This is a genomic window from Rhizobium pantanalense, from assembly GCF_030182525.1.
Classification (GTDB): domain Bacteria; phylum Pseudomonadota; class Alphaproteobacteria; order Rhizobiales; family Rhizobiaceae; genus Rhizobium.
Map to the genome: position 1 here is coordinate 270,062 of NZ_JAQJCH010000002.1, position 24,298 is coordinate 294,359.

A 24,298-nucleotide genomic window follows, 5' to 3' on the forward strand; every position below is an offset into this window, starting at 1 on the left:
GCGGCTCCATCATGATCCGGTCTGCCCGAAAGACTTGATTTCAAGGGAGGATGACATGGCGGCTGGCGTTCAGTTTCTGAAGAACCGTTGGGATGATGCGTATGCGGCCGACTTGGATGAGCCGGGCAAGCTGCTTTATCGGTCGAATCTGCTCGGTGCCGACAAGCGTATCACCAACTATGGCGGCGGCAACACCTCGGCCAAGGTCATGGAAACCGATCCGCTCTCCGGCGAGAAGGTTAGGGTGCTCTGGGTCAAAGGCTCAGGCGGCGATGTCGGCACCATCAAGCTCGACGGTTTCGCTACGCTTTATCAGGACAAGCTCGACAGCCTGAAGAACATCTATCAGGGCGTTGCCGACGAGGATCGCATGGTCGGCTTCCTGCCGCATTGCACCTTTAATCTGAATGCCCGAGCCGCTTCGATCGATACGCCGCTGCACGGCTTCGTGCCGTTCACCCATGTCGACCACATGCATCCGGATGCCATCATCGCCATCGCCGCTTCGAAGAATTCGCGCGAACTGACGCGCGAGATCTTCGGCGACGAGATCGGCTGGCTGCCCTGGCGCCGTCCCGGCTTCCAGCTCGGCCTCGATCTCGAAGCCTTCGTCAAGGCGCATCCGAATGCTAAGGGCGTTGTTCTCGAAAGCCATGGTCTCTTCACCTGGGCCAACGACGCCAAGGAATGCTACGAGCTGACGCTCGCGATCATCAACAAGGCGATCGAATGGTTCGCCGCCAAGACGGAAGGCAAGACGATTTTCGGCGGTGCCATTACCCAGAGCCTGCCGCAGGCGGAGCGCCGCGCCATCGCTGCCCGGCTGATGCCTGAGATCCGCGGCCGCATCGGCAAGGCCGAGCGCAAGCTCGGCGATTTCGACGATCAGGATGCCGTGCTCGAATTCGTCAATTCGAAGAGCCTTCGTCCGCTCGGCGCGCTCGGCACCAGCTGCCCGGATCACTTCCTGCGCACCAAGATCCGACCGTTGATCGTCGATTTCGACCCGACCAAGCCCGATGTCGATGCCGTCATCGCCGGTCTCGACAAGGCGCTGGAAGATTACCGCGCCGATTACGCGCGCTACTATAATGATTGCAAGCATGACAATTCGCCTGCCATGCGCGATCCGAACCCGGTGATCTTCCTCGTGCCCGGCGTTGGCATGCTGTCCTTTGCCCGCGACAAGGCGACGGCCCGTATCGCCGGCGAGTTCTATGTCAACGCCATCAATGTCATGCGCGGCGCCTCCACGGTTTCCGAATATCAGGGCCTGCCGGAGCAGGAAGCCTTCGATATCGAATATTGGCTGCTGGAAGAGGCGAAGCTTCAGCGCATGCCGAAGCCGAAGAGCCTTGCCGGCCGTGTCGCTTTCGTCACCGGCGGCGCCGGCGGCATCGGCCGTGCGACGGCGGCACGCCTGGTGGGCGACGGCGCTTGTGTGGTTCTGGCTGACATCGATCAGGCGGCGCTGGAGAGCACACAGGCCGATTTCGCCAAAAGATACGGAGCGGATGCGGTGCGCAGCGTCAAGCTCGACGTGACCAAGGAAGATGCCGTCATCTCCTCCTTTGCCGAGGCTTGCGTCGAATTCGGCGGCGTCGATATTCTGGTCTCAAACGCCGGGATCGCGTCTTCTGCGCCGATCGAGAGCACCGAGCTTTCGATGTGGAACCGCAATATCGATATCCTCGCGACAGGCTATTTCCTCGTTTCGCGCGAAGCCTTCCGGCTGTTCCGCCGCCAGAATCTCGGCGGCAATGTCGTCTTCGTCGCCTCGAAGAACGGTTTGGCCTCCTCGCCGAATGCCGCCGCTTACTGCACGGCAAAAGCCGCCGAGATTCATCTCGCCCGCTGCCTGGCACTGGAAGGTGCTGAAGCTGGCATTCGCGTGAACACGGTCAATCCCGACGCCGTGTTGCGCGGCTCGAAGATCTGGAATGGCGAATGGCGCGAGCAGCGCGCCGCCTCCTCGAAGATCGAGGTGGACGAGCTGGAGGAACATTATCGCAAGCGCTCGATGCTGAAGCTGAATGTGTTCCCGGAGGACATCGCCGAAGCGATCTACTTCCTGGCATCGGACCTTTCCGCCAAGTCGACGGGCAATATCATCAACGTCGACGCCGGCAACGCGCAGAGCTTCACGCGGTAGTTGGCCGCACTTCCTTCTCCCCAGCGGGGAGAAGGTGGCCCAAAGGGCCGGATGAGGGGGAAAACGGCGGACACAATTCTATCTTTCGCTCACGCTCAAGATGGTCGTCGCTTCGCTCCTTACCACCTCATCTGCCCGCTGGGCATCTTCTCCCCGCGGGGGAGAAGAGGGAATAAGCTGATCGAGACGCCGATATTTCGAATGACGTACATGGGAGGAAAGAATGGCCGAATACAGGATCGCGCCCGATCTGGTCGCTGAGGAAAATGACAAGCGTGCCGCCGCGCTGAAATCCGATTATGAGGCGCTCGGTGCCACGCTCGCCCGCCGCGGCATCGATATCGAAGCCGTCACCAAAAAAGTTTCAGAATTCTTCGTTGCCGTTCCGTCCTGGGGCGTTGGCACCGGCGGCACGCGCTTTGCCCGTTTCCCCGGCACCGGCGAGCCACGCGGCATCTTCGACAAGCTTGATGATTGCGCCGTCATTCAGCAGCTGACGCGGGCAACACCAAGGGTTTCGCTGCACATTCCTTGGGACAAGGCCGATGCGAGGGAATTGAAGTCGAAAGGCGATGCACTCGGCCTCGGCTTTGACGCCATGAACTCCAACACCTTTTCCGATGCGCCCGGTCAGGCCCATTCCTACAAGTTCGGTTCGCTGAGCCACGTCGATGCTGCGACCCGCACCCAGGCCGTCGAGCACAACATCGAATGCATCGAAATCGGCAAGGCGCTCGGCTCGAAGGCCCTGACGGTGTGGATCGGCGACGGCTCGAACTTCCCCGGCCAGACCAATTTCACCAAGGCCTTCGAGCGCTATCTCGCCGCCATGACCGACATCTACAAGGCGCTGCCGGATGACTGGCGGCTGTTTTCAGAGCACAAGATGTATGAGCCGGCCTTCTATTCCACGGTCGTGCAGGACTGGGGCACCAACTATCTGATCGCGCAGACACTCGGCCCAAAGGCGCAGTGCCTCGTCGATCTCGGTCACCACGCGCCGAATACCAATATCGAGATGATCGTCGCGCGCCTCATCCAATTCGGCAAGCTCGGCGGTTTCCATTTCAACGATTCCAAGTATGGCGACGACGATCTCGATGCCGGCGCCATCGAGCCCTACCGCCTGTTCCTCGTCTTCAACGAGCTGGTCGATGCCGAACGGCGCGGGGTCAACGACTTCAATCCGGCGCATATGATCGACCAGTCGCACAACGTCACGGACCCGATCGAAAGCCTGATTTCCAGCGCCAACGAGATCCGCCGCGCCTACGCACAGGCGCTGATTGTCGATCGTAAGGCGCTGGACGGCTATCAGGATGCGAATGACGCGCTGATGGCGTCGGAAACACTGAAGCGCGCCTATCGCGCCGATGTCGAGCCGATCCTGGCCGAAGCCCGCCGTCGCGCCGGCGGCGCCATCGATCCGGTCGCCACCTACAGGGCGAGCGGTTATCGCAACAAAGTCGCCGCCGAGCGTCCGGCTTCCGTTGCTGGCGGTGGCGGGATCATCTGAGATGATCGGGTGCTGGTGGCTAATGATGTCAGCACCCGATACCTAGGCTTTCTGCTGAGATTGCTGAAGTTCTGCCTCTCGCCAGGCTGCCCAGCGGCGGCGAAGCTCGCCTGGCCGCAGGCCATGACCTTCATTGAGGATATCGGCCTCTGTAATCCGCTCCGTGCGGAAATGCCGGAAGCCTTGGCGTAGCTCGCACCAGGCCACCAGAATGCGGCTGGTGTCGGAATAGCCGAGGATGACGGGCCAGACGATCCTTGTACTTTCCGCGCCCGCATCCGACCGATAACGCAGCCGAAGTTTTCGCCCTTCGCGGATTGCCGCCCGCAGTATGAGCAGGTCGATGTTTTCCTCTTCGGCTTCCTGAAGAAGCGGCTTGGCGCCGACGCTCGGCTCAACGATGAAGGGACGCAGGTGCTCGGGCACGATGGCGGTGATCTTGGCAACCACATCGCGTGCGGCATTGGCAAGCGCTTTGTCGGCACGACCCGCGACCCATTGTGCGCCGAGGACGACGGCCTCGATCTCCTCCGGCGTCAGCATCAGCGGCGGCATTTCGTAGCCCGGTGAGAGGAGATATCCAAAACCGGCCTCACCCTCGATCGGAACGCGTTGACTCATCAGATCGGCGACGTCGCGATAGACCGTGCGCTTGGAGACTTCGAGCTCATCCGCCAGCGCGGCAGCGGTTATCGGCCGGTTCGACCGGCGCAATATCTGTATGATCTGAAACAAACGGTCGGCGCGACGCATTCCTGCTGACTCCTGCTGCCAGTATGGTGGCAACAGCCTTATGCAACAAGAGCCTTCGAGCCGCCAACGATATGTTCGGCCGGCTTTTTGAAGGAGTATGCGATGAAACTGGCATCCACGCGTCTGATCGCCTCAGACATCAAGAAAATGGTCGGCTTTTATGAGATGGTCACGGGTCAGGCTGCGGAGTGGCTGGCGCCGGTCTTTGCCGAGATCGTCACCCCCTCGGCGACGCTTGCGATCGGAAGCGCCGAGACTGTCGCCCTGTTCAAGGAGGGCAGTGCCGAACCCGGCGTCAACCGATCGCTTGTTATCGAATTCCAGGTCGACGATGTCGATGCCGAATTCGCAAGGTTGAAGGACAAGGTAGAGGTCGTGCACGAACCGAAGCTGATGCCCTGGGGCAACCGGGCAGGGCAGATCCGCGATCCCGAGGGAACGCTCATCAGCCTCTACACGCCTGTTACGGACTTTGCGAAGCAGCGTTTTGCTGATCGCTGAGCGATAAGGAGCCGGCGAGATCCCGCGGAGGAGAGATGCCGTCGGCCTGTCGGCATCTCTCGTCTTCACTCACGCCTTGGCCGCCTTGCGAGCGTGACGAACCGACCCAAATAGCTGGATATTTGTCATGGTCGTCTGGCAGATTTGAAATCACCGTCATGCACGGCAACCGACGATGGTCGAGGCCGTGCTTTGTCGACTTGTATCAGTCGCATGTGCACTTTCGAGTGGCTCGGCAATGGGAATTGAGTATTGTCGATTGCAACGGCTCGCCGTGATTTGGCGGTTGAGGCGAGCTCCAAAATGGGGCCGGGTCTTGATAGGTGAGGAAAGACGATGACGACTGACATGAACGGTTTTGCCGGACGCCTGAAGCGCCGCGAGAATGGCGGCATGATCTCCGGCTGGGTCGGTATTCCTGATCCGATGCTCGTCAACCATCTGGCTCAGGAAGATTTCGATACTATTGTGCTCGATATGCAGCATGGCATGTGGAACATGGAGTCCGCCGCCAACGGGATCGCCTATGTGCGCCTGGCCGGCAAGCCGGCGATTGCCCGCATTCCCGTCGGCGATTTTGCTTCTGCCTCGCGCCTTCTCGATGCCGGCGCCTCCGCCATTATCGCGCCGATGATCAATTCTGCCGATGATGCGCGCGCCTTGGTGCAAGCGACGAAATATCCGCCGCTCGGCGAGCGGAGCTGGGGGCCATCGCTGGCGCTCAATCATTTCGGCCTGCCAGCTGAAGATTATCTGCAGAGCGCCAACAGCCTGACCGCTACCATCGCCATGGTGGAAACCCGCATGGCGCTCGATGCGATCGACGAGATTCTCGCAGTCGACGGCATCGATGGTATCTTCGTCGGCCCGTCCGATCTTTCCATCGCGCTTTCGAACGGCGCCCGTCTTGCACCCGATAGCGCCGCGATCGATCAGGCGCTCGCAACCGCGCTGGCACGCTGCCGTGCCCATGGCAAGGTAATCTGTGCCTTCGGCGGCGATGGCGCACGCGCTGGGGAATATCTGAAGCTTGGCCTCGATCTGGTCATCGCCGGCACGGAAACGGCGCAACTGCGCGCCGGCGCCCGCACGGCCATTCAGGCTGCGCGAAAAGGCGCTGATTCATAATCGGCTGGGATAAAAGCTGCCCGAGGTATCCCAGGGGCAGCAGTGATTGCGCTAGAGCCGGCTGATTTTAGGTCTGTTCGACCTAAAATCTGAATCCGCTTTAGTTCACCAGCTTTACATAGCAGGGCCGGTAGGTCTCGGTACCGCAGCCGCCACCGACGGCTTGCGCCGGCGTGATTGTGTTTTGTATGGCGATTGCCGCGAGCGCGACGGCGATGATTGTCAAAACGGTTTTGGTATATTTGTCCATGATCTTCTCCTAATAATAGAATGGCTGGCGGTATGCATCTTAAAATTGCCTTTCTGAATGCCGGCTGAATACCTATGCTTAAGGTTGTGTCCTAATGTCATGCGACACGATCGGATCGACAGCCCAAAACACGTACCCTCTTCGACTTTGATCGCACCCTGCGCTTGCATCGTTACCCGCCTGCGGGCATTCTCGCGCCGATATGGCGGAGCGGAATGATTTGTCGAAGGTGCAGGGATCGGCGGTAGGACGCGGCTTGCGTCGCGAAGTAGGTCAGCGCGTGACCTTGCGGACCGTGGCTACGGCTCTCGGTCTTTCGGTCACGACAGTCAGCCGTGCTCTCAAGGAAGGCCCGGAGGTCAATCGCGAGACCATCGAACTGGTCAAGCGCGTCGCGGGCGAGCTTGGCTATCGTCCGAATCTCGGCGGCATCAATCTGCGCACCGGTAAAACGCATGCCATCGGCATCGTGCTGCCTTTCGGGCGCGAGGGCGAGATGAACATTGTCGTTGCCTCGCTGATCGAAGGCGCTTCGCGCTATATGAAGGCACGAGGGTACCGAACGACAATCGTCCCGCAGCTCCAGACAGATGATCCACTCGCGACGGTGCGCGATATCGTCGAGGAGAGATCGGTCGACGGCATCATCATTACGCACACGACCCCGCAGGACGATCGCGTCAAATATCTGCTCGAGGTCGGCATGCCCTTTGTCACCTTCGGGCGGACGGAGCTTTTGAGCGTTCATCCGAGCATCGATCTCGATCATGAAATGATCGGAGCGGAGGCTGCACGCCTTCTGCTTGATGCGGGCCACCACAAGCCGCTGTTGATCGCGCCCAGCCAGCAATTCACCTACAGCCTGCAATTCGTAAGGGGCTGGCGCAGGACTTTTGCCGAGCGTCACCTCGACGTGCCTGATGATGGCATCCATTTCACCACGGCCACACCCGACAATGGTCGCGGGATGGCAAAGCATATAGCAGTGCAGAATCCCACGGCGACGGCCGCCTTCATCGCCAGCGAGGAGGCGGCTCTCGGTTTTCTTGCAGGCCTGCGCGATGCCGGGCGGCAGGCCGGCAAGGATTTCGCGCTGATTACCTATGGCGGCACGGCGCTGCCCGATTTCTTCAACCCGCCTTTGAGTACCTTCCACTATTCGAACCACGCCATAGGCGAGCGATTGGCCGCCTTCCTGCATCGGGCGATCGGCGGTGAAAATCCGGCCGATTTGCACGAAGTCGTCCGCGCCGCCTTCGTCGATCATCAAAGCCAGTTACGCCATGCCTGAAGAATGTTGCTGCTTGCAGGATGAGCAGATGCTGAGAAGATATTCGTAACGTTACGAATTTGCAGATTGAACGACGTCGAGCATTCTTTTGGCGAAAAATAGCCGATTGACAGCCTCCATCTTTTCCATAATCGTAACGTTACGAATTGTCGATTTTGAGCGAGGAGGCTCATCGGCAAGGCACATTTGCTCAGGCGTGGAGGCCTCGCCGTGAGCGGCTCTACCATTGCAAGGGAGGATGACGTGAGCGACGGATCGCTTTTTTTCGGATCGCCTATTTGGAGTTTCAATTGGAACCCGCCATATCAGGCGCCGTTGCGGCGGCTCGCCGCGACGGGCTGCAAGGGCTTTGAGCTCACCGCCTGGTCGGTGGACATGCTGAGCTATTACACACCCGAAACCGTCCGCGAGTTGAAGCAGATTGCTGACGGAGAGGGGCTGGTGCTCACCAACTTCTTCTTCAATCTGCCCTTCAGCCGTGTCGCGGGCGCTGCCGTATCGACGGTTGATCTCGAAGGCTACAAGCGCGGCATGGATGTCGCAGCAGCGATCGGCACGCCGATCGTCACCAGCATGACGCCCTATCCGTTTCAATCCGAGGTCAAGCCGATCCTGCAGAGGCCGATCTCGCAGGAGTGGGGCGCGGCGGTCGAACCGCAATGGGATTGGACGGGTGAATATGAAGCCGTGGTCGAGGGTTTTGCCCGGGCTTGCGAGATTGCCGCCGCCGCGGGTCTCAAGGTCGCGATCGAGCCGCATCCCTATCGCTGGGTCAGCTCCGGTCAGGGCATGCTGCGGCTGATCGAGCGCACCGGTGCCGCCAATCTCGGCCTGAACTTCGACCCGAGCCATCTCTTTCCGGCTGGCGACATGCCGCATTACGTCGTGCTGGCGCTCAGCGATCGGATCTTCAATACGCATTTTTCCGATAATGAAGGGCACACCAACGCCCATTGGCGCCCGGGGCGCGGCAAGATCGATTGGAAGGCGATTTTCGCGGCACTCAAGACCATCGGCTATTCCGGCCCGATCACGCTGGAGCTGGAAGATGCGCCGGGTGCATCGCATTGGACCCATTTCCGCGAAGCGACGCCGGAATTCGATGACGAGATGCGCCGTGGCATGAGCTATCTGCGCACCGCTGCCGCCGAACTCGATATCATCATTTCTTAGGGCGGTTCAGCTTTTCACGGAATCTCTGAACCGCTCTATCTCTTTGTTTTCACGCAATTCCGGACGGAAAAACCGCTGCGCACTTTTCCTGGAATTGCTCTCTAGAGGCAAGCCAATGAACAACGAACCCATGAAAGTCGGCATTGTCGGCGCCGGCAATATCAGTGCCACCTATGTCGCGACCCTCCATATGTTTGATTTCATTCGCGTGAAGTCTGTTTACGATCTTTATCAGGAGCCTGCCCGCAAGCTCGCCGAGCAGTTCGGTATAGAGGCCGTTGCGCTCGATACGATGCTTTCCGATCCGGAAATCGGCCTCATCATCAACCTGACGACCCCGGTCTCGCATTATGCCATCAGCAAGAAGGCGCTGCTTGCCGGCAAGCATGTCTATTCGGAGAAGCCGCTTGGCGTCTCCATGGCCGAGGCACAGGAGTTGATGGCGATCGCGCGAGCAGGCGACCTGCGGCTCGGTTGCGCTCCCGACACCTTCCTCGGCGGCGGTCACCAGTTGACACGGCGCTTGCTCGATGAAGGGCGCATCGGCAAGACGATTTCGGCCACCGCCATGCTGCTGTTGCCGGGTCATGAGCATTGGCATCCCAACCCAGCCTTCTTCTATGGCCGCGGCGGCGGGCCGATGCTCGATGTCGGTCCGTACTACGTGACGAACCTCATCGCCTTACTCGGCCCTGTGCGCGAGGTCTTCGGCACTGCGAAGATCACCCGCATCGAACGCACGGTGAAGACCGATCCGCGTCGCGGCGAGACGATCAAGGTACTGGTGCCGACCCATCTGACTGGTGTTATGGAGTTCCATAGCGGTGCGACCGTCACCATTGCCACCAGCTTCGATGTCATCAAACATAAGCACAATCAGATCGAGCTTTACGGCTCGGAAGGCACTATGGTGACGCCGGATCCGAACAATTTCAGCGGCAAGGTCGAGATATTTCGCGATGGTGACGATGCGTGGAGGGAAATCCCCGTCGATCACCCTTATACGGAAGGTGTGCCAGGTCATCTCGGCCTGCGCGGATTGGGCGCGGCGGAGATGGTGGATTCCCTTCGCTCGGAACGCCAGCATCGGGTATCGTCGGAACTGGCTTTCCACGCCCTTGAGGTGATGACGGCATTCGAGCGTTCGGCGCAATCGCGTTCGGTGGTTGCAATCCACAGTAGTTGCGGTCGCCCCGATCCGATACCCCGCGCAATAAATGAGGGACGTTTCTCATTGAGTGCGCTATAGAGTTGAGAAAATGCGGTCCTTTTGGACTGCGGGCTTGACGAAGGGGCAATGCCTGAGGAAGCATTGCTCACTTGCTGCGGGGAGCGGAGGCCCTGCCGCACAGTTTTGGAGGATCAGGAGATTCGGCATCCGGTGTCTGGAGACGGCGGAGGCTGAAGAAAGGCGTTTGAAGAACGCCGTCAAAGGAGGAGGAACGCATGCGCAAATTGATGATGGCATTGGTCGGCGCCACGGCGCTGGTCGCGGCGAGCGTGACCGGCGCTCTGGCCGAAGGCAAGAAGGCCGAAGTTCTGCATTGGTGGACTTCGGGCGGTGAAGCCGCAGCCGTGAAGGAACTGGCCAAGGCCTTCAACGCTGCAGGCGGCGAATGGGTGGATACCGCAATTGCCGGTTCCGGCTCGACTGCTCGTCCGATCGGCATCAACCGCATCATCGGCGGCAATCCGCCGACGGCCATGCAGTTCAACACCGGCACGCAGATGAACGAACTGGCTCAACAGGGCCTATTGCGGCCGCTCGACGATCTCGCCAAGGAGCAGGATTGGAAATCGGTTCTGACGCCATCTTTCTATCAGGCCATCCAGTTCCAGGATCATATCTATGGCGCTCCCATCAACGACCACGGCCAGAACTGGGTCTTCTATTCCAAGGCCGTCTTCACCAAGGCCGGCGTGACGGAAGAGCCGAAGACCTGGGATGAAATGTTTGCCGCGCTCGACAAGATCAAGGCTGCCGGCCTGATCCCGGTTGCCGTCGGCGGTCAACCCTGGCAGCTGCAGTCGATGTTCAACGCCATCCTGCTCGGCGAGGGTGGGAAGGATCTCTATGCCAAGGTCTGGAAGGATCTCGACACGGATGCCGTCAAGTCCGACAAGTTCAAGCATGTGGCGGAAGTCTTCGCCAAGTTGCGCAACTATCAGGACCCTGGCAGCCCGAACCGCGACTGGAACGTCGCGACCGGCATGCTGATCGACGGCAAGGCCGGCATCCAGTTCATGGGAGACTGGGCCAAGGGTGAATTCATCCATGCCGGCCTCGTCGCCGACAAGGATTTCGGCTGCATTCTCGGGCCTGGCGAATCCAACTTCATGATGGGCGGCGACATCTTCGTCTTCCCTGTCCTCAAGGATAAGACGGCCACCGACGCCCAGACACTGCTCGCAACCGTCATCATGTCGAAGGAAGGCCAGCTTGCCTTCAACTCCAAGAAGGGTTCCGTGCCCGTGCGTCTCGACGTCGATACGTCGAAGCTCGACGCCTGCGCCCAGAAGGGCCTGAACGCGCTCAAGGATCCGAGCCGCCAGATCCTGGCGCCCGATGTGCTGACTCCTCAGGATGTCGTCCAGACCGAAGGCGATCTCATTGCTCAATACTGGACGACACCCAGCATGACGGCGGACCAGTTCGCCGCGCAGTTTGCGCAGGTCATCGAACAGGCCAAGTAAGCTTCGATCGACATCCATGCGGCGGCAGGTAAGCCTGCCGCCGATTTCCATGAATGCTGAGGAGGAGCGCGCCCATGAGCAGCCCAAATACGAGCGCCACTGCCGTAAAGGCGGCTGTCGCCCCTGCGAGCGTCAGCCGTAGGAAGATGCATATTTCGCCCTACGTGGCCCTGTTTCCGGCTTTCGCCATCGTTCTTCTTGCCTATGTTGTCACGGTGGTCTGGAACATCTGGATATCGTTTACGGACAGCAAGGTGCTGCCGGTCAACATTTTCGTCGGCACGAAGCAGTATGAGCGGTTGTTTTCGACGGCGCGCTGGCTGCTGTCGCTGCAGAACGTCGTCATCTTCGGTATTCTGTTCATCGCGGGCTGCCTGATCCTCGGCTTTCTTCTAGCCGTCGCGCTCGACCAAAAGGTCCGTTTCGAAAACACCTTCCGAACGATCTTCCTCTATCCCTTCGCTATGTCCTTCATCGTGACCGGGCTGGTCTGGCAGTGGATCATGAACCCGACGCTCGGCTTGCAGAAGGTTGCCGACAGCATCGGCTTCACCTGGTTCCGCTTCGACTGGATCGTCCAGAGCGATCTTGCGCTTTACGTCATCGTGCTTGCGGGTGTCTGGCAATCTTCCGGCCTCGTCATGGCAATCATGCTCGCGGGCCTGCGCGGCGTCGACCGGGAATTATGGAAGGCGACGCGCATCGACGGCATACCGAGCTGGCGGGTCTATCTTCATATCGTCATTCCGATCCTGAGGCCGACCATCATCACCGCCAGCGTCCTTCTGGCGATTGCTGTCGTCAGGGTCTACGAACTGGTGCTGGCGACCACCGGCGGCGGGCCGGGTATCGCGACCGAAGTGCCAGGGAAATTCATCATGGATTACCTGTTCGGGCGTGGCAATATCGGTCTGGCAACGGGGGCATCGACCGTGATGTTCATCACTGTGGTGATCCTGGTGACGCCGTGGCTCTATTATGAATATTTCCGCGAAAAGCCGAGGGGGAACTGATGACGACGCCATCTTCCGTCACTGGTGCCATGCAGGGTCCGACCGGGCGCAAGCCGCAGCATCTGACCCCTGGACGCATCGGCCTCTATCTCTTTCTCGTCATCGCGGCCCTGTTCTTCCTGCTGCCGCTCTATGTGATGCTTGTCACCTCATTCAAATCCATGCCGGAGATCCGTCAGGGCAATATCTTCGCCTTTCCGCAGATGTGGACGGCGGATGCCTGGGTACAGGCATGGAGCACGGCCTGCACCGGGCTTGAATGCGGCGGCATCAGCGTCGGCTTCTGGAATTCGGTGAAGATCCTCATCCCGAGCATGATCCTGTCGATCCTGATCTCGTCGCTGACCGGCTATGCGCTGTCCTTCTGGCGGGTCAAAGGGGCAAACGTGCTCTTTGCCATCCTGCTGCTAGGTGCCTTCATACCGTACCAGGTGTTCATCTATCCGCTGGTTCTGATCTATCGTGACGTCGGCATCTATTCGACGCTGCCCTGTATCATCATCACCCACACGGTCTTCGGTCTGCCGGTGCTGACGCTGCTTTTCCGCAACTATTATTCGAGCCTGCCGATGGAGCTCTTCAAGGCAGCTCGCATCGATGGTGCCGGGCTTTGGCAGATCTTCTTTCGACTGATGATCCCGATGTCGATCCCCATCCTGGTGGTCGCGGCGATCCTGCAGGTGACCGGCATCTGGAACGACTTCCTCTTCGGCGTCGTCTTCGCCGGCCGGGAGAATTTTCCCATGACCGTGCAGCTCAACAACATCGTCAACTCGACCCAGGGCGAGAAGCTCTACAACGTCAACATGGCGGCGACCATCCTCACCGCCCTGGTGCCGTTGATCGTCTATTTCGGCTCGGGTCGCTGGTTCGTGCGCGGCATCACCGCCGGTGCAGTCAAGGGATAGTTCATGGCCAATGTTTCCATTCGCGAACTTGCTATCGATTTCGGCAGCGTCAGCGTCCTGAAATCGCTTAATCTCGAAATACAATCCGGCGAGTTCATCGTGCTGCTTGGCCCCTCCGGCTGCGGCAAGTCGACCCTGCTCAACGCCATTGCCGGGCTGACCGATATCACCGACGGCCAGATCTGGATCGGCGACAGAAACGTCACCTGGGAGGAGCCGAAGGATCGCGGCATCGGCATGGTGTTCCAGTCCTATGCGCTCTATCCGACGATGACCGTCGAAGGAAATCTTTCCTTCGGGCTGCGCATCGCCGGTATGCCGAAAGACGAGATTGCCCAGCGTGTCGACCGCGCCGTGCAGATCTTGCAGATAGACCCCTTGCGCAAGCGGCGGCCGGGCGAGCTTTCCGGCGGCCAGCGCCAGCGTGTCGCGATCGGCCGCGCCCTGGTGCGCGACGTCGATGTATTCCTGTTCGACGAGCCGCTCTCCAACCTTGACGCGAAGCTTCGAACCGAACTGCGCGTCGAGCTGAAGCGCCTTCATAGCGGCCTCGGCTCCACCATGATCTACGTGACGCACGACCAGATCGAGGCGCTGACGCTTGCCGATCGTATCGCCGTCATGAGCGGCGGCGTCATTCAGCAGTTCGCGACGCCGAAGGAGATCTATCGCCGCCCGGTCAATCGCTTCGTGGCAGGTTTCGTCGGCTCGCCCTCGATGAACTTCCTGTCAGGGCAGGTAACGAGCAACGGCGGCGTGCCGGCGTTCATATTGCCGGATGGCCGCGCGATCGACCTCAACGGTTACGAGTTTTCCGGTACGCCCGGCGAGGGCCGCAAGGCGACGCTTGGCGTCCGGCCCGAGCAAATGCAGTTCCAGCCCGCGAGCGGACGGGCTGCCAGCCTGCCGGCGACGTTCACCATCGTCGAGCCCATGGGCTCGGACAATCTGATTTGGGGTCAGGTCGGCAGCGAGACGCTGTCGGTGCGTATCGATGCCGATGAGGATGTCGCGCTTGACACCGAGCAGCCGGTTTATTTCCAGCCGGCGCTCGCGTCGTTGTTCGGGGAAGACGGGCAGCGTCTATAAGATGCGGTGCCGCGTGTTGGATGAAGCGTGCGGCATAATCTTCATGCCCTGACTTCGAAGATCATGTTGAACGGCGTTTCGGTCGCCTTGCGAAAATGCGAATAGCCCGCATCCATGGCAACCTTGCGCAGTTTCAGCTCGCCAGCCTGCGCGCCCAGACCCAGCCCGACTTCCTGCGACAGCGAGGCTGGCGTGCAGATCATCGTTGAAGCCCCATAGTAGACGCGGCCGACCGGGTTGAGATTGTCCTTCAGGCAATCATGGGCGAAGGGCTCGACGATCATCCAGGTGCCGTCATCGGCGAGGGTGTCCTTGATATGTTTGCCTGCACCGACGGGATCGCCCATGTCGTGCAGGCAATCGAACATCGCCACAAGATCGTAGTCAGCAGCCGGGAAGTCCTTGGCGGTCGCCTGTTCGAACGTGATACGGCCAGCAACGCCTGCTTCCTGCGCCGCAGCTTTCGCTCGTTCGATGGACGGGAGATGGTAGTCGAAGCCGAAAAAGGTCGAGTTCGGATAGGCTTCTGCCATCAGGATGGTCGAGGCGCCGTGGCCGCAGCCGACATCGGCGACGATCGCGCCGGCCTCGAGCTTTTCCCGCATGCCGTCGAGCGCCGGTATCCATTCCGAAACGAGATGGCTGTTGTAGCCTGTCCGGAAGAAACGTTCCGTGCCGCGGAACAGGCAGGTGCTGTGCTCATGCCAGCCGAGGCCGCTGCCGGTCTTGAAGGCGTTGACGACCTTTGGCTCGTCGATCCACATGGATTGAACGACATCGAAAGCGCCCGCGAAGAAGGCAGGGCTGTTTTCCTCCGCAAATACCATTGCCTGTTCCGGCGTCAGGTAGAAACGCTCGGTCTTGTCGTCATAACTGACATAGTCGGCGGCTGCCTGAGCTGACAGCCATTCGCGCACATAGCGCTCTTTCACACCGACTTTGTCGGCCAAATCAGCCGAAGTCCTCGGCGTTCCGTCAGCCATGGCCTTGAACAGGCCCAGATGGTCTCCGAGCGTTACCAACACACCTGAGACCGCTGCGCCGAGATCGCCGACCAGGCGCCCGACAAGGGTATCGAGTTTCTGCATATCAGGTTCGCGCATGACATCCTCCCATCAGAATTGATGCAGCGTTCCGTCACGATGTATTCGGATAGGGAAAGATACTCCCAGGCTGGAGGGCAGGCAATTACGCCATCCGGCTGAACACGTCAGGCCCTCGCCCTGAAAGTGGCGCAACCTATTGATGTGATGCGTTATTTTGGAGGCCCAAATGAGAGCGGGCGCCTCAGCCGGCGCGCGCCAGTTCCTTTTCCAGAACCGAGAGCAGGCGCGGATCGTCGGCGGTTACGTCGGGCGCAAAGCGGGCGGCAACCTTGCCGTCGCGGCCAATCAGGAATTTCTCGAAGTTCCAGACAATGCCGCCGTTTTCGCCGGTGTGCAGGCCGCGTTCGGCCAGGCGGGCGCGCATCGGACCGTCGCCGGTCGTCTCGACGCCTGAGGCGATGAGATTGTTATAGAGCGGATGGCGCTCTTCGCCTGTGACGGCGATCTTTGAGAACATCGGGAACTGCACGTCGTAGGTCAGCGTGCAGAAGTCCAGAATCTCTTTGTCTGTGCCCGGCTCCTGGCCCTTGAAATCATTGGCTGGGAAGCCGGCGATAACCAGACCTTCGCCGCGCTTTTCTTCATAGAGCTTTTCCAGCCCTTCGTACTGTACCGTCAGGCCGCATTTGGACGCGACATTGACGACCATGATGACCTTGCCGCGATAGTCGGCAAGCGTCGTCTCGCTGCCGTCGATTCTCTTTACCGGAATATCGAGCGCGTTATCGGTCATATCATTCACTCCAGATCAGATGGAAAAACAGGATGCCGATATTTGACCGGAATTCGGTGGCGTCAAGGTCAGAATACGCCTCAGGCGGCCTCTTCCATTCGAACCAGATGGCCCTGCGAGACTTCCCGGTAGTGTCGCGCGGGTGGCTGATAGCCGACGGGGCGCACCGGGCTCTTCAACTCGTCGACGGCGAGGTTGCGCCGGATGCCGCGCCGTGATGGATCCGGCACCGGGACGGCCGCCATCAGCTTCTTTGTATAGGCATGCTGCGGATTTTCGAACACCGATGCGCGCGGGCCGATTTCGACAATCTCGCCAAGATACATGACGGCGACGCGATGGCTGACACGCTCGACCACGGCCATGTCGTGCGAGATGAAGAGATAGGAGAGTTTGAGGCTTTGCTGCAGATCCATCAGCAGATTGCAAACCTGCGCCTTGATCGAGACGTCGAGCGCCGAGACGCTTTCGTCGGCGACGATCACCTTCGGATCGAGGGCGAGCGCGCGGGCGATGCAGATGCGCTGCCGCTGGCCGCCCGAGAATTCATGCGGGTAACGGCTCATCATATCGGCTTTCAGGCCGACCCGCTCCAGAAGATCGGCAGCCTTTTCGCGAGCCTCAGCGCGCGTGCCCAAGCGATGTTCGATGAAAGGTTCGGCAACCGCGGCGCCGATCGTCATGCGCGGATTGAGACTTGCGAAAGGGTCCTGGAAGATCATCTGGATACTGCGGCGCATCCGGCGCAGGTCGAGTGTATTGAGCTTCATCACATCATAGCCGTCGAGCCGAACTTCGCCGGATTTCGGATTGATAAGGCGCATGATGGAGCGGCCTGTCGTCGACTTGCCGCAGCCGGATTCGCCGACCAGCGACAGGGTTTCCCCCTGAGCGAGATCGAAGGAGACGTTCTCGACCGCATGGATCGCCCCAGTCGGGCGGGCTAGGAGGCCGCCGCGAAGATCGAAGCGGGTGACGAGGTTCTTCACCTCGAGCACCGGTGTCTTGCGGTGATCGACCGTGTCGGCGAGCGCCTTGGGTTCGCTGCGCTCGCCAGTGCTTGCGTCCACGACCGGGAAGCGCAGCGGCTGCGGCTGGTCCTTCATCGAACCCAAGCGCGGCACGGCTGACAGCAGGGCTCGAGTATAGGGATGCTGGCCGCGGTGGAAGATATCGTCGGTCTTGCCCGTTTCCACCGCCTCGCCGCGATACATAACGATGGTACGATCGGAAATCTCGGCAACAACGCCCATATCATGGGTGATGAAGAGGACCGACATGCCTTCCTCTTCCTGCAGCACCTTAATGAGATCGAGGATCTGGCCCTGGATTGTTACGTCGAGCGCGGTCGTCGGCTCATCGGCGATCAGCAGTTTCGGGCGGCTGGCGAGCGCCATGGCGATCATCACGCGCTGGCGCATACCGCCGGAAAATTGGTGCGGATATTCATCGAAGCGCGAGGACGCGTTGGGGATGCGCACTTTTTCCAGGAGGCGGATCGTTTCCGCCTTGGCTTCTGTCTTGGAAATATTGCCATGGCAGGTTAGCGCCTCGGAAATCTGCCGGCCGATGGTGAAGATCGGATTGAGAGAAGTCATCGGCTCCTGGAAGATCATCGCGACATCCTTGCCGCGCACCTTTCGCATCTCGGCTTCCGGTAGTGCCAGGAGATCGCGGCCGTTGAGCCTGACCGCACCCTCGATGCGGCTGCTGGCCCTGGCGAGCAGCCGCATGATCGAAAGCGACGTCACGCTCTTGCCGGAACCGCTTTCGCCGACGATGGCGACCGTCTCTCCCGGCATGACATCGAAGGAAATGTCCTTCACGACCTTGCGCCACTCGCCATCGACGAGAAACGATGTGGTGAGATTGGAGATGGAAAGAACAGGCTGGGCGTCTGGATTGGTCATCTGCGCTGCAACGGTCGGCATGAAGTTCCCTTTTATGATTTTACCATTGGTCAGGCTTCAACTGAATTTACTCACGATGGAACTGCTATCTTGGCGTGGGAGGCTGAAGGGCGACCTTCGGCAATCCTCTTGGCCTCGAGCGCGGCAATCTTTTCGTCGATCTCGCGGCGGTCGGTCATCCCGCTGGGGTTCTGCCGCGTTGGCATGGTTTCTGCGACATGCAAATAGCGTTCCTGCGCAACTGCATAGAGCCGTTCGAGTTCGGTCAGCGGATCAGCGCTGTCGTCGACTCGGATGTTCAGCCAGGCGTAATCCTGGTCGCGGTGGATGACGAGTGCTGCCGATTGCTTGCCACGCTTATCCCCGCCTGCATCTTCGCCCGCCCGCATGGCTTCGAGCAGCCGTTCGGCGAGTGGTTTGCCTGCGGTTTTCTTGAAGGTCGCAAGCGTTTCCGCGATCACCTGCGGGCCGGCCAGCATGTTGCCGGCCACTGATACATTGTCGTCGACCAGATGCCCCGCCCAATCGATACACCTGGCGCCGGTAAAGGCGGCGTTGTTACCCTTGTTGTCGATCAGGTGAAATTGCCGCTGCTCGCGGCCTTCGTCGCGGGCTCTCAGCGTTTCAAGAATTTCATGGGGTGCGTGACCGGATGCCAGCATCGCAAGTCCGTCAATGCCGTAAAGCGGGCTGGCAAAGGCCTGCGTCGCAACCGCGCCGATGCCGCCGCGAATATGCGGTACGATGCTGCCGACGGCAAAGAAGCGCGTGGCGACGGCGATGGCGAGATGGCCGGTTTCGGGTTCTCTGGCAACGATCGACCAGGTCATCGCCTCTATCTCCCAACGGCGTAAGCTTGCATCAAACGAGGTGTTGCCGCAGCGCGCAAGAGGCCGTCGGCGTCGCGCCGTGCGGCGGTCAGGCGGCCCACGGTCCATTCCGGCGCGACGGTCAGCTGGTGACCTCTCTTGCGAAGCGTATCGAGCACCTCGGCGCTGAAATTCGCTTCCGCCGTGAGGCCGCCCGGTTCGCGGGTGCGCGGATAGAAGGAGCTCGGGAAATGCGTGCTGTGGAACAGCGGCTTGTCGATCGCTTCCTGCAGGTTCAGCCCATGATGGACATAGCGCAGGAAGAAGGAGAGCTGCCACTGCTCCTGCTGATCGCCGCCGGGCGTGCCGAAAGCGAGCGTCGGGCGTCCCTCATGCAGTGCCATCGTCGGGGTCAGCGTCGTGCGCGGCCGCTTGCCCGGTGCCAGCGAGGAGGGCAGGCCCGGCTGCAGCCAGAACATCTGGGCGCGTGAATTGAGGCAGAAGCCGAGACCCGGAATGATCGGCGAGGATTGCAGCCAGCCGCCCGATGGCGTGACCGACACCATATTGCCTTCTCGGTCGATGACATCGATATGCACGGTGTCGCCGCGCTTCTCGGTGAGATGCGACATTGTCGGCTCGTAGACTGCGCCGCTCTTGGCTTCCGGCGCGTCGAGCATCGCCATTGTGAGATCGTACTGGCTTTCAAAGCCGGGCAGCTTACCGGGGCGCAAGGCAAGCGATGCCTCAGACGAAATCAGCCGCCTGCGTTCGTCGGCATAGGCATCCGACAGCAGAGTTTCGATCGGTACATTCGTGAAATTGGGATCGCCGTAATAGACCTCGCGGTCGGCAAAGGCGAGTTTCATCGCTTCCGTGACGGTATGGACGAAATCGGCGCCTGCGGGGTTCATCGCGGCCAGATCGAAACCCTTTAGCAGTGCCAACGTTTGGAGGAAGACGGGTCCCTGGCCCCACGGACCGATCTTGGCGACCGTCCAGCCGTGATAGTCATAGGTCAGCGGCTCTTCGATCGTAGCCTGCCAATTGGCCATATCGTCAGCGGTCAACACTCCCTTGTGGCGGGTGCCGCTCGCATCCATGACCTCGGTCTTGCTGACATAGCTGTCGATCGCTTCAGCGACGAAGCCGCGGTAATAGGCATCGCGTGCGGCTTCGATCTGCGCTTCGCGATCGCTCTTGCTTTCCGCCTCGGCGACGACCCGCTTCCAGGTTTCGGCAAGAACCGGGTTCTTGAAGTTGGACCAGGGTTCGGGGGCGGCACCGCCGGGAAGCCAAGTGTCGTAGGAGGTCGGCCATTCCTTGCGATAGAAATCGGCAAGACCTGCGATGGTGGCGGAGACGCGCGGCAGGACGGGATGGCCTTTTTCGGCATAATGGATCGCCGGTTCCAGCACGTCGCGGACGGTCAGCCGGCCGTAATCGCGCAGCATCAGCATCCAGCCGTCGAAGGAGCCGGGGATGACGGTGGCGAGCAGCCCATCGCCGGGAACGAGCTTAAGCCCCTCCCGCGTGTAGTGCTCGATCGTTGCAACGGCCGGCGCTGGCCCCTGGGCGCAGATGACCTCGACCTTGTCCTTCTTCTTCGAATAGAGGATGGCCGGCATGTCGCCGCCCGGCCCGCAGAGATGCGGCTCGACAATCTGCAGCACGAAGCCTGTCGCAACGGCGGCGTCGAAGGCGTTGCCGCCCTTTTCGAGAATGCTCATGCCGACGGCGGATGCGATCCAGTGCGTCGAGGTGACGACGCCGAAGGTGCCGAGGATTTCGGGGCGGGTGGTGAATGCGGTCATTGGGGGCATCCTTTTAAGTTTATTCATACTTCGCGAGGGTCGAGCGCATCGCGCAGGCCGTCGCCGAGGAGATTGAAGCCGATCACGACGAGAAAAATGGCGGCACCCGGCCACATGGCCATCCAGGGCGCCTGTTCGAGATAATTCTTGGCGACATTGAGCATCGAGCCCCAGCTAGGGGCAGGCGGCTGCTGGCCGAGGCCGAGGAAGGAGAGGCTGGCCTCTGCGATGATGGCGGTCGCGATGGTGAGTGTTGCCTGCACGAGGATTGGCGCGAAGACGTTCGGCAGGATATAGCGGGTGATGATGCTGAAATGGGTGAGACCGATCGATCGGGCGCCCTCGACATAATCCTCTGTCTTGACCGCCAGCACCTGGCCGCGCGTCAGCCGCACGAAGACTGGCGTTGCGGAAAATCCGATCGCGATCATCGCATTGGTGAGGCTCGGGCCGAGGAAGGCGGCAAGCGCAATGGCGGTGATAAGGAAAGGCATCGCCAGGAAGGCTTCGGTGATGCGCGAGATGATCTGGTCGATCCAGCCGCCATAGTAACCGGAGATCAGACCGAAGGGCACGCCGATCGCGACCGCAATAGCAACCGAGAAGACGCCGGCCATCAGCGATGCCCGTGCGCCCCAGATCATGCGGGAGAGAATGTCCCGGCCGAGGTCGTCGGTGCCGAGCCAGTGCGCAGCCGATGGCGCCTTGCGGATCGCCGACCAGCTGGTTGCGACCGGATCGGGAATAGGTAGGAGCGATGCCAGCGCGGCGAGTGCGGTAAAGAACAGGATGATCGCAAGCCCGACCAGTGCCCCTTTGTTGGCTCGCAGCTTACGCCAGGCCCGATTGGGAGCGCGTTTGGCGGAAGGGGTTGCCGCGGTCGTCTGAACGATCGTGCTCATAGGGCTGCCCTCATGCGCGGATTGAGGATGACGTAGAGAATATCGGCAATAAGGTTCATGGCGATGAAGCCGATGGCCGTGCAGAGCACCACGCCCTGGACGACGGCGTAATCCCGGTTGAAGACGGCGTCGACGATGAGCTTGCCGAAGCCGGGGATGGTGAAGATTTGCTCGGTCAGAACGGCACCGGCCAGGAGCTCCCCGAACAGCAGAGCGCTGACTGTCACGACCGGCAGGATGGCGTTGCGGAAGCTGTGCTGCAGCACGACGGCGGTTTCCGGCAGTCCCTTGGCGCGGGCCGTCCGGATATAGTCGGCGCTGAGCACGCTCAGCATCGACGAGCGCGTGTGGCGCATCAAGGTGGCCGCAAGCGCATTGCCGAGCACGAAGGACGGCATCAGCATCGTCTGGATCGAGCGCCATGGATCTTCGAAGAAGGGCTGGTATCCCGAGGCCGGCAGCCAATGCAGCTTCACCGAAACCAGCAGGATCAGCATGATGCCGAGCCAGAAATTCGGCACTGAGAGGCCGCACAGGGCGACGATATTGGCGAGAAAATCGATGAAGCTATTCTTCTTCACCGCCGCCAATATGCCCATGGGAATGCCGATGGCGAAGGCGAAGATCATCGACATCACGGCAAGCTGAATGGTGACCGGCAGTTTTTCGGCAACGAGCGTCAGCACCGGCTGATTGGTGCGCAGCGAAACGCCGAGATCACCCCTGGCGACGCCCTGCAGCCAGTAGCCATATTGATAGATGACTGGGTCGTTCAGGCGATATTTCTCGCGAAGCAGCTCCAGGACCTGCGGCTCGCGCTCCTCGCCGGCCATGGCAAGCACCGGATCGCCGGGCAGAAGCTTCTGTAGCGAGAAGACGAAGATCGAAATGATCAGCAGCGTCGGTATCGCGACGAGCAGCCTCTTTCCGATATAGCTATACATGGGCAGATCCTTGCCGCGATGTCGAATATGAAAGGGCCATGCAGGAAGGAGCCCGCATGGCGCTAGTCGCTCAGCTATTCTTCTTCACGCCAACGAGACGGATCATGCCATCCGGGGAGGGCACGAAGCCAGATACCTTCTTGTTGTAGGCCCAGATCCAGGCCTGATGCCCGAGGAAAATGATCGGCAGGTCCTGGCTGAGGATCGCCTCTGCAGCGTCGTATTTCTGCTTGCGTACGGCATTGTCCTGCGACTGGCGTGCCTCCAGCAGCAGCTTGTCGACTTCCGGATTGCTGTATTTGGAATCGTTAAGGCCGGCTCCAGTCGTCACAAACTGCTGGATGTTGCCATCCGGATCGGAGCGGCCGGACCAGTCGGAGCGGCTGAGCTGATAATTGCCGCTCGACTGTGCGTCGAGGAGGGTCGCGAATTCGGTCGTCTTCAGCGTCACGTCGAAACCGGCTTCGGCAACCATCGACTGGATGATTTGCATCATCTGCATGGAAACCGGATTGTTGGCGACGGCGAGCTCGACCGGGATGCGGTCGAAGCCGGCTTCCTTGACCAGCGCCTTGGCCTTGTCGATATCGCGAGCGGGCACCGGAATATCCTTGTCGAACCAGGGGCTGTTCGGTGCGAACGGCTGGTTGCCGGCAAGTCCCGTACCATCGAAGACGATCTGCATGGCGGCTTCGCGGTCGATTGCCAGCGAGAAGGCCTGGCGCAGGCGCTTGTCTTTGCCCATCGGATTGTCGGCGCGAGCGCCATTGCCGACATTGGCGTAGACGCCGAGCCAGCCGGTGCCGACAGCATCGGCGTAGACGAGATTGGGATCGCCCTTGACAGTGCCGGCATCGGAGGCTGCGACACGCTCGATCATGTCGAGGTCGCCCGAACGCAGGTTTGCGAGGCGCACCGTCGTATCGGGGATCGGCAGATAGGTCACCTTATCGATGAAGATATTGTCCTTGTTCCAGTAATCCTGGAATTTCTCCAGCACGATGCGGTCCTGCTGCACGCGCTCGACGAATTTGAAGGGGCCGGAGCAGACGGGATGATCGCCGAATTTGGCACCGGCAGCCTTTGCCGCTGTCGGTGAAACCATCATGCCGGAGCGGTCGGAAAGCTGGGCAAGCAGCGTGACGTCAGGTGCCTTCAGGGTGAAGGTGGCTTCGTATTCGCCGGATGCTTCGACCTTGGCGACAGAGGAAAGCTCACTCTTGCGGCGTGATTCCGGCATGGTCTGGTAGCGCTGGATGTTGTCGACAACAGCCTGCGCATTGAACGGTGTGCCGTCCTGGAATTTCACGCCCTGGCGCAGCTCCATGACGAGCTGCTTGCCATCGGCGGACCATTTCCAGGATGAGGCGAGCTGGGGCACGAACTTCAGGTCTGGCGTCACGTCGACGAGCTTGTCGCAGAGCGCGGTATAGACGATACGGCCGACGAAGGTGCGCGATTGGGCAGGGTCCAGCGCATCGGCATCGTCCTGCAGGCCGATCTTGAGTTCGACGGCGAATGCCGGCAGCGCGATCAGGGCGCCGGCGGCAAGCGATGCCATGAATTTGGCGATCTTCATTCTGTTCTCCTGTTTATCGTTTTCGTTCTTTGT

General features: G+C 60.4%; 21 protein-coding genes. 11 read left to right on the forward strand and 10 right to left on the reverse strand.

Annotation, left to right across the window (positions count from 1 at the left end; genetic code table 11):
• The first annotated feature begins 55 nt into the window (after positions 1–55).
• Both PH558_RS07340 and rhaI read left to right on the forward strand, forming a co-directional pair.
• Positions 56–2,152 (forward strand): bifunctional rhamnulose-1-phosphate aldolase/short-chain dehydrogenase, encoded by a 2,097-nt coding sequence (locus PH558_RS07340; protein ID WP_285203082.1) that lies wholly within the window; start codon positions 56–58, stop codon positions 2,150–2,152.
• Between the two features lie 223 nt (positions 2,153–2,375).
• Positions 2,376–3,668, forward strand: a complete 1,293-nt coding sequence (gene rhaI, locus PH558_RS07345) for an L-rhamnose catabolism isomerase (RefSeq protein WP_285203083.1) — start codon at positions 2,376–2,378, stop codon at positions 3,666–3,668.
• 42 nt (positions 3,669–3,710) lie between these two features.
• Here rhaI and PH558_RS07350 read toward each other — a convergent pair whose 3' ends face one another.
• Positions 3,711–4,421 (reverse strand): helix-turn-helix transcriptional regulator, encoded by a 711-nt coding sequence (locus PH558_RS07350; RefSeq protein ID WP_285203084.1) that lies wholly within the window; start codon positions 4,419–4,421, stop codon positions 3,711–3,713.
• 102 nt (positions 4,422–4,523) lie between these two features.
• Here PH558_RS07350 and PH558_RS07355 point away from each other — a divergent pair, with 102 nt between their 5' ends.
• Together PH558_RS07355 and PH558_RS07360 are read left to right on the forward strand one after the other, a co-directional pair.
• Positions 4,524–4,922, forward strand: a complete 399-nt coding sequence (locus PH558_RS07355; protein WP_285203085.1) for a VOC family protein — start codon at positions 4,524–4,526, stop codon at positions 4,920–4,922.
• Between the two features lie 336 nt (positions 4,923–5,258).
• A complete protein-coding gene (locus tag PH558_RS07360) occupies positions 5,259–6,050 on the forward strand; it encodes an HpcH/HpaI aldolase family protein (protein ID WP_113407542.1) in 792 nt (263 codons plus the stop codon).
• Between the two features lie 100 nt (positions 6,051–6,150).
• Here the strand turns inward: PH558_RS07360 and PH558_RS07365 are convergent, their stop codons facing one another.
• Positions 6,151–6,300, reverse strand: a complete 150-nt coding sequence (locus tag PH558_RS07365) for a hypothetical protein (RefSeq protein ID WP_015342612.1) — start codon at positions 6,298–6,300, stop codon at positions 6,151–6,153.
• A 256-nt stretch (positions 6,301–6,556) separates the two neighbouring features.
• Here PH558_RS07365 and PH558_RS07370 point away from each other — a divergent pair, with 256 nt between their 5' ends.
• The 7 genes from PH558_RS07370 to PH558_RS07400 all read left to right on the forward strand — a co-directional run bounded on the left by PH558_RS07370 (position 6,557) and on the right by PH558_RS07400 (position 14,468).
• Positions 6,557–7,591 carry a LacI family transcriptional regulator gene (locus PH558_RS07370; RefSeq protein WP_285203088.1) on the forward strand — a complete coding sequence of 345 codons (1,035 nt, stop codon included), beginning with the start codon at positions 6,557–6,559 and terminating at the stop codon, positions 7,589–7,591.
• A 243-nt stretch (positions 7,592–7,834) separates the two neighbouring features.
• Positions 7,835–8,764, forward strand: a complete 930-nt coding sequence (locus PH558_RS07375) for a sugar phosphate isomerase/epimerase family protein (RefSeq protein WP_285203089.1) — start codon at positions 7,835–7,837, stop codon at positions 8,762–8,764.
• A gap of 115 nt (positions 8,765–8,879) precedes the next feature.
• Entirely contained in the window at positions 8,880–10,013 is a 1,134-nt protein-coding gene (locus PH558_RS07380) for a Gfo/Idh/MocA family protein (protein ID WP_285203092.1), read from the forward strand.
• A 197-nt stretch (positions 10,014–10,210) separates the two neighbouring features.
• A complete protein-coding gene (locus PH558_RS07385) occupies positions 10,211–11,458 on the forward strand; it encodes an ABC transporter substrate-binding protein (protein ID WP_244575412.1) in 1,248 nt (415 codons plus the stop codon).
• Between the two features lie 146 nt (positions 11,459–11,604).
• Positions 11,605–12,471: a carbohydrate ABC transporter permease gene (locus PH558_RS07390; protein ID WP_244575419.1), complete on the forward strand. Its 867-nt coding sequence runs from the start codon at positions 11,605–11,607 to the stop codon at positions 12,469–12,471.
• A complete protein-coding gene (locus PH558_RS07395; RefSeq protein ID WP_285203093.1) occupies positions 12,471–13,379 on the forward strand; it encodes a carbohydrate ABC transporter permease in 909 nt (302 codons plus the stop codon). The genes PH558_RS07390 and PH558_RS07395 overlap by 1 nt, the downstream gene beginning before the upstream one ends.
• A 3-nt stretch (positions 13,380–13,382) precedes the next feature.
• A complete protein-coding gene (locus PH558_RS07400) occupies positions 13,383–14,468 on the forward strand; it encodes an ABC transporter ATP-binding protein (RefSeq protein ID WP_285203094.1) in 1,086 nt (361 codons plus the stop codon).
• Positions 14,469–14,509: 41 nt separating this feature from the next.
• On the opposite strand, the gene PH558_RS07405 is transcribed toward PH558_RS07400, so the two are convergent.
• The 8 genes from PH558_RS07405 to PH558_RS07440 all read right to left on the reverse strand — a co-directional run bounded on the left by PH558_RS07405 (position 14,510) and on the right by PH558_RS07440 (position 24,265).
• Positions 14,510–15,571, reverse strand: coding sequence for a class I SAM-dependent methyltransferase (locus tag PH558_RS07405; RefSeq protein WP_285203095.1), 1,062 nt, complete (start codon positions 15,569–15,571; stop codon positions 14,510–14,512).
• A 184-nt stretch (positions 15,572–15,755) separates the two neighbouring features.
• The gene (locus tag PH558_RS07410) at positions 15,756–16,307 is read right to left on the reverse strand and encodes a glutathione peroxidase (protein ID WP_285203096.1); all 552 of its coding nucleotides are present in this window, start codon (positions 16,305–16,307) and stop codon (positions 15,756–15,758) included.
• 80 nt (positions 16,308–16,387) lie between these two features.
• Positions 16,388–18,238: an ABC transporter ATP-binding protein gene (locus PH558_RS07415; protein WP_285203097.1), complete on the reverse strand. Its 1,851-nt coding sequence runs from the start codon at positions 18,236–18,238 to the stop codon at positions 16,388–16,390.
• Between the two features lie 50 nt (positions 18,239–18,288).
• Positions 18,289–19,047 carry a DUF1028 domain-containing protein gene (locus PH558_RS07420; RefSeq protein WP_285203099.1) on the reverse strand — a complete coding sequence of 253 codons (759 nt, stop codon included), beginning with the start codon at positions 19,045–19,047 and terminating at the stop codon, positions 18,289–18,291.
• A gap of 5 nt (positions 19,048–19,052) precedes the next feature.
• Positions 19,053–20,840 (reverse strand): gamma-glutamyltransferase family protein, encoded by a 1,788-nt coding sequence (locus PH558_RS07425; RefSeq protein WP_285203100.1) that lies wholly within the window; start codon positions 20,838–20,840, stop codon positions 19,053–19,055.
• 23 nt (positions 20,841–20,863) lie between these two features.
• Positions 20,864–21,742, reverse strand: coding sequence for an ABC transporter permease (locus PH558_RS07430; RefSeq protein ID WP_095436919.1), 879 nt, complete (start codon positions 21,740–21,742; stop codon positions 20,864–20,866).
• Positions 21,739–22,686 carry an ABC transporter permease gene (locus PH558_RS07435; protein WP_285203103.1) on the reverse strand — a complete coding sequence of 316 codons (948 nt, stop codon included), beginning with the start codon at positions 22,684–22,686 and terminating at the stop codon, positions 21,739–21,741. Before PH558_RS07435 ends, PH558_RS07430 begins: the two co-directional genes overlap by 4 nt.
• 70 nt (positions 22,687–22,756) lie before the next feature.
• Positions 22,757–24,265 (reverse strand): ABC transporter substrate-binding protein, encoded by a 1,509-nt coding sequence (locus PH558_RS07440; protein WP_285203107.1) that lies wholly within the window; start codon positions 24,263–24,265, stop codon positions 22,757–22,759.
• Positions 24,266–24,298 lie beyond the last annotated feature (33 nt).

Excerpts from the sequence above, each read along its gene's own strand:
- PH558_RS07385 (WP_244575412.1), top strand. The coding sequence starts at position 10,211 with ATGCGCAAATTGATGATGGCATTGGTCGGCGCCACGGCGCTGGTCGCG.
- PH558_RS07365 (WP_015342612.1), bottom strand. The coding sequence starts at position 6,300 with ATGGACAAATATACCAAAACCGTTTTGACAATCATCGCCGTCGCGCTC.
- PH558_RS07410 (WP_285203096.1), bottom strand. The coding sequence starts at position 16,307 with ATGACCGATAACGCGCTCGATATTCCGGTAAAGAGAATCGACGGCAGC.
- PH558_RS07400 (WP_285203094.1), top strand. The coding sequence starts at position 13,383 with ATGGCCAATGTTTCCATTCGCGAACTTGCTATCGATTTCGGCAGCGTC.
- PH558_RS07390 (WP_244575419.1), top strand. The coding sequence starts at position 11,605 with ATGCATATTTCGCCCTACGTGGCCCTGTTTCCGGCTTTCGCCATCGTT.
- PH558_RS07425 (WP_285203100.1), bottom strand. The coding sequence starts at position 20,840 with ATGACCGCATTCACCACCCGCCCCGAAATCCTCGGCACCTTCGGCGTC.
- PH558_RS07440 (WP_285203107.1), bottom strand. The coding sequence starts at position 24,265 with ATGAAGATCGCCAAATTCATGGCATCGCTTGCCGCCGGCGCCCTGATC.
- PH558_RS07420 (WP_285203099.1), bottom strand. The coding sequence starts at position 19,047 with ATGACCTGGTCGATCGTTGCCAGAGAACCCGAAACCGGCCATCTCGCC.
- PH558_RS07395 (WP_285203093.1), top strand. The coding sequence starts at position 12,471 with ATGACGACGCCATCTTCCGTCACTGGTGCCATGCAGGGTCCGACCGGG.
- PH558_RS07430 (WP_095436919.1), bottom strand. The coding sequence starts at position 21,742 with ATGAGCACGATCGTTCAGACGACCGCGGCAACCCCTTCCGCCAAACGC.
- PH558_RS07435 (WP_285203103.1), bottom strand. The coding sequence starts at position 22,686 with ATGTATAGCTATATCGGAAAGAGGCTGCTCGTCGCGATACCGACGCTG.
- PH558_RS07415 (WP_285203097.1), bottom strand. The coding sequence starts at position 18,238 with ATGCCGACCGTTGCAGCGCAGATGACCAATCCAGACGCCCAGCCTGTT.
- PH558_RS07355 (WP_285203085.1), top strand. The coding sequence starts at position 4,524 with ATGAAACTGGCATCCACGCGTCTGATCGCCTCAGACATCAAGAAAATG.
- PH558_RS07350 (WP_285203084.1), bottom strand. The coding sequence starts at position 4,421 with ATGCGTCGCGCCGACCGTTTGTTTCAGATCATACAGATATTGCGCCGG.
- rhaI (WP_285203083.1), top strand. The coding sequence starts at position 2,376 with ATGGCCGAATACAGGATCGCGCCCGATCTGGTCGCTGAGGAAAATGAC.
- PH558_RS07340 (WP_285203082.1), top strand. The coding sequence starts at position 56 with ATGGCGGCTGGCGTTCAGTTTCTGAAGAACCGTTGGGATGATGCGTAT.
- PH558_RS07405 (WP_285203095.1), bottom strand. The coding sequence starts at position 15,571 with ATGCGCGAACCTGATATGCAGAAACTCGATACCCTTGTCGGGCGCCTG.
- PH558_RS07360 (WP_113407542.1), top strand. The coding sequence starts at position 5,259 with ATGACGACTGACATGAACGGTTTTGCCGGACGCCTGAAGCGCCGCGAG.
- PH558_RS07380 (WP_285203092.1), top strand. The coding sequence starts at position 8,880 with ATGAACAACGAACCCATGAAAGTCGGCATTGTCGGCGCCGGCAATATC.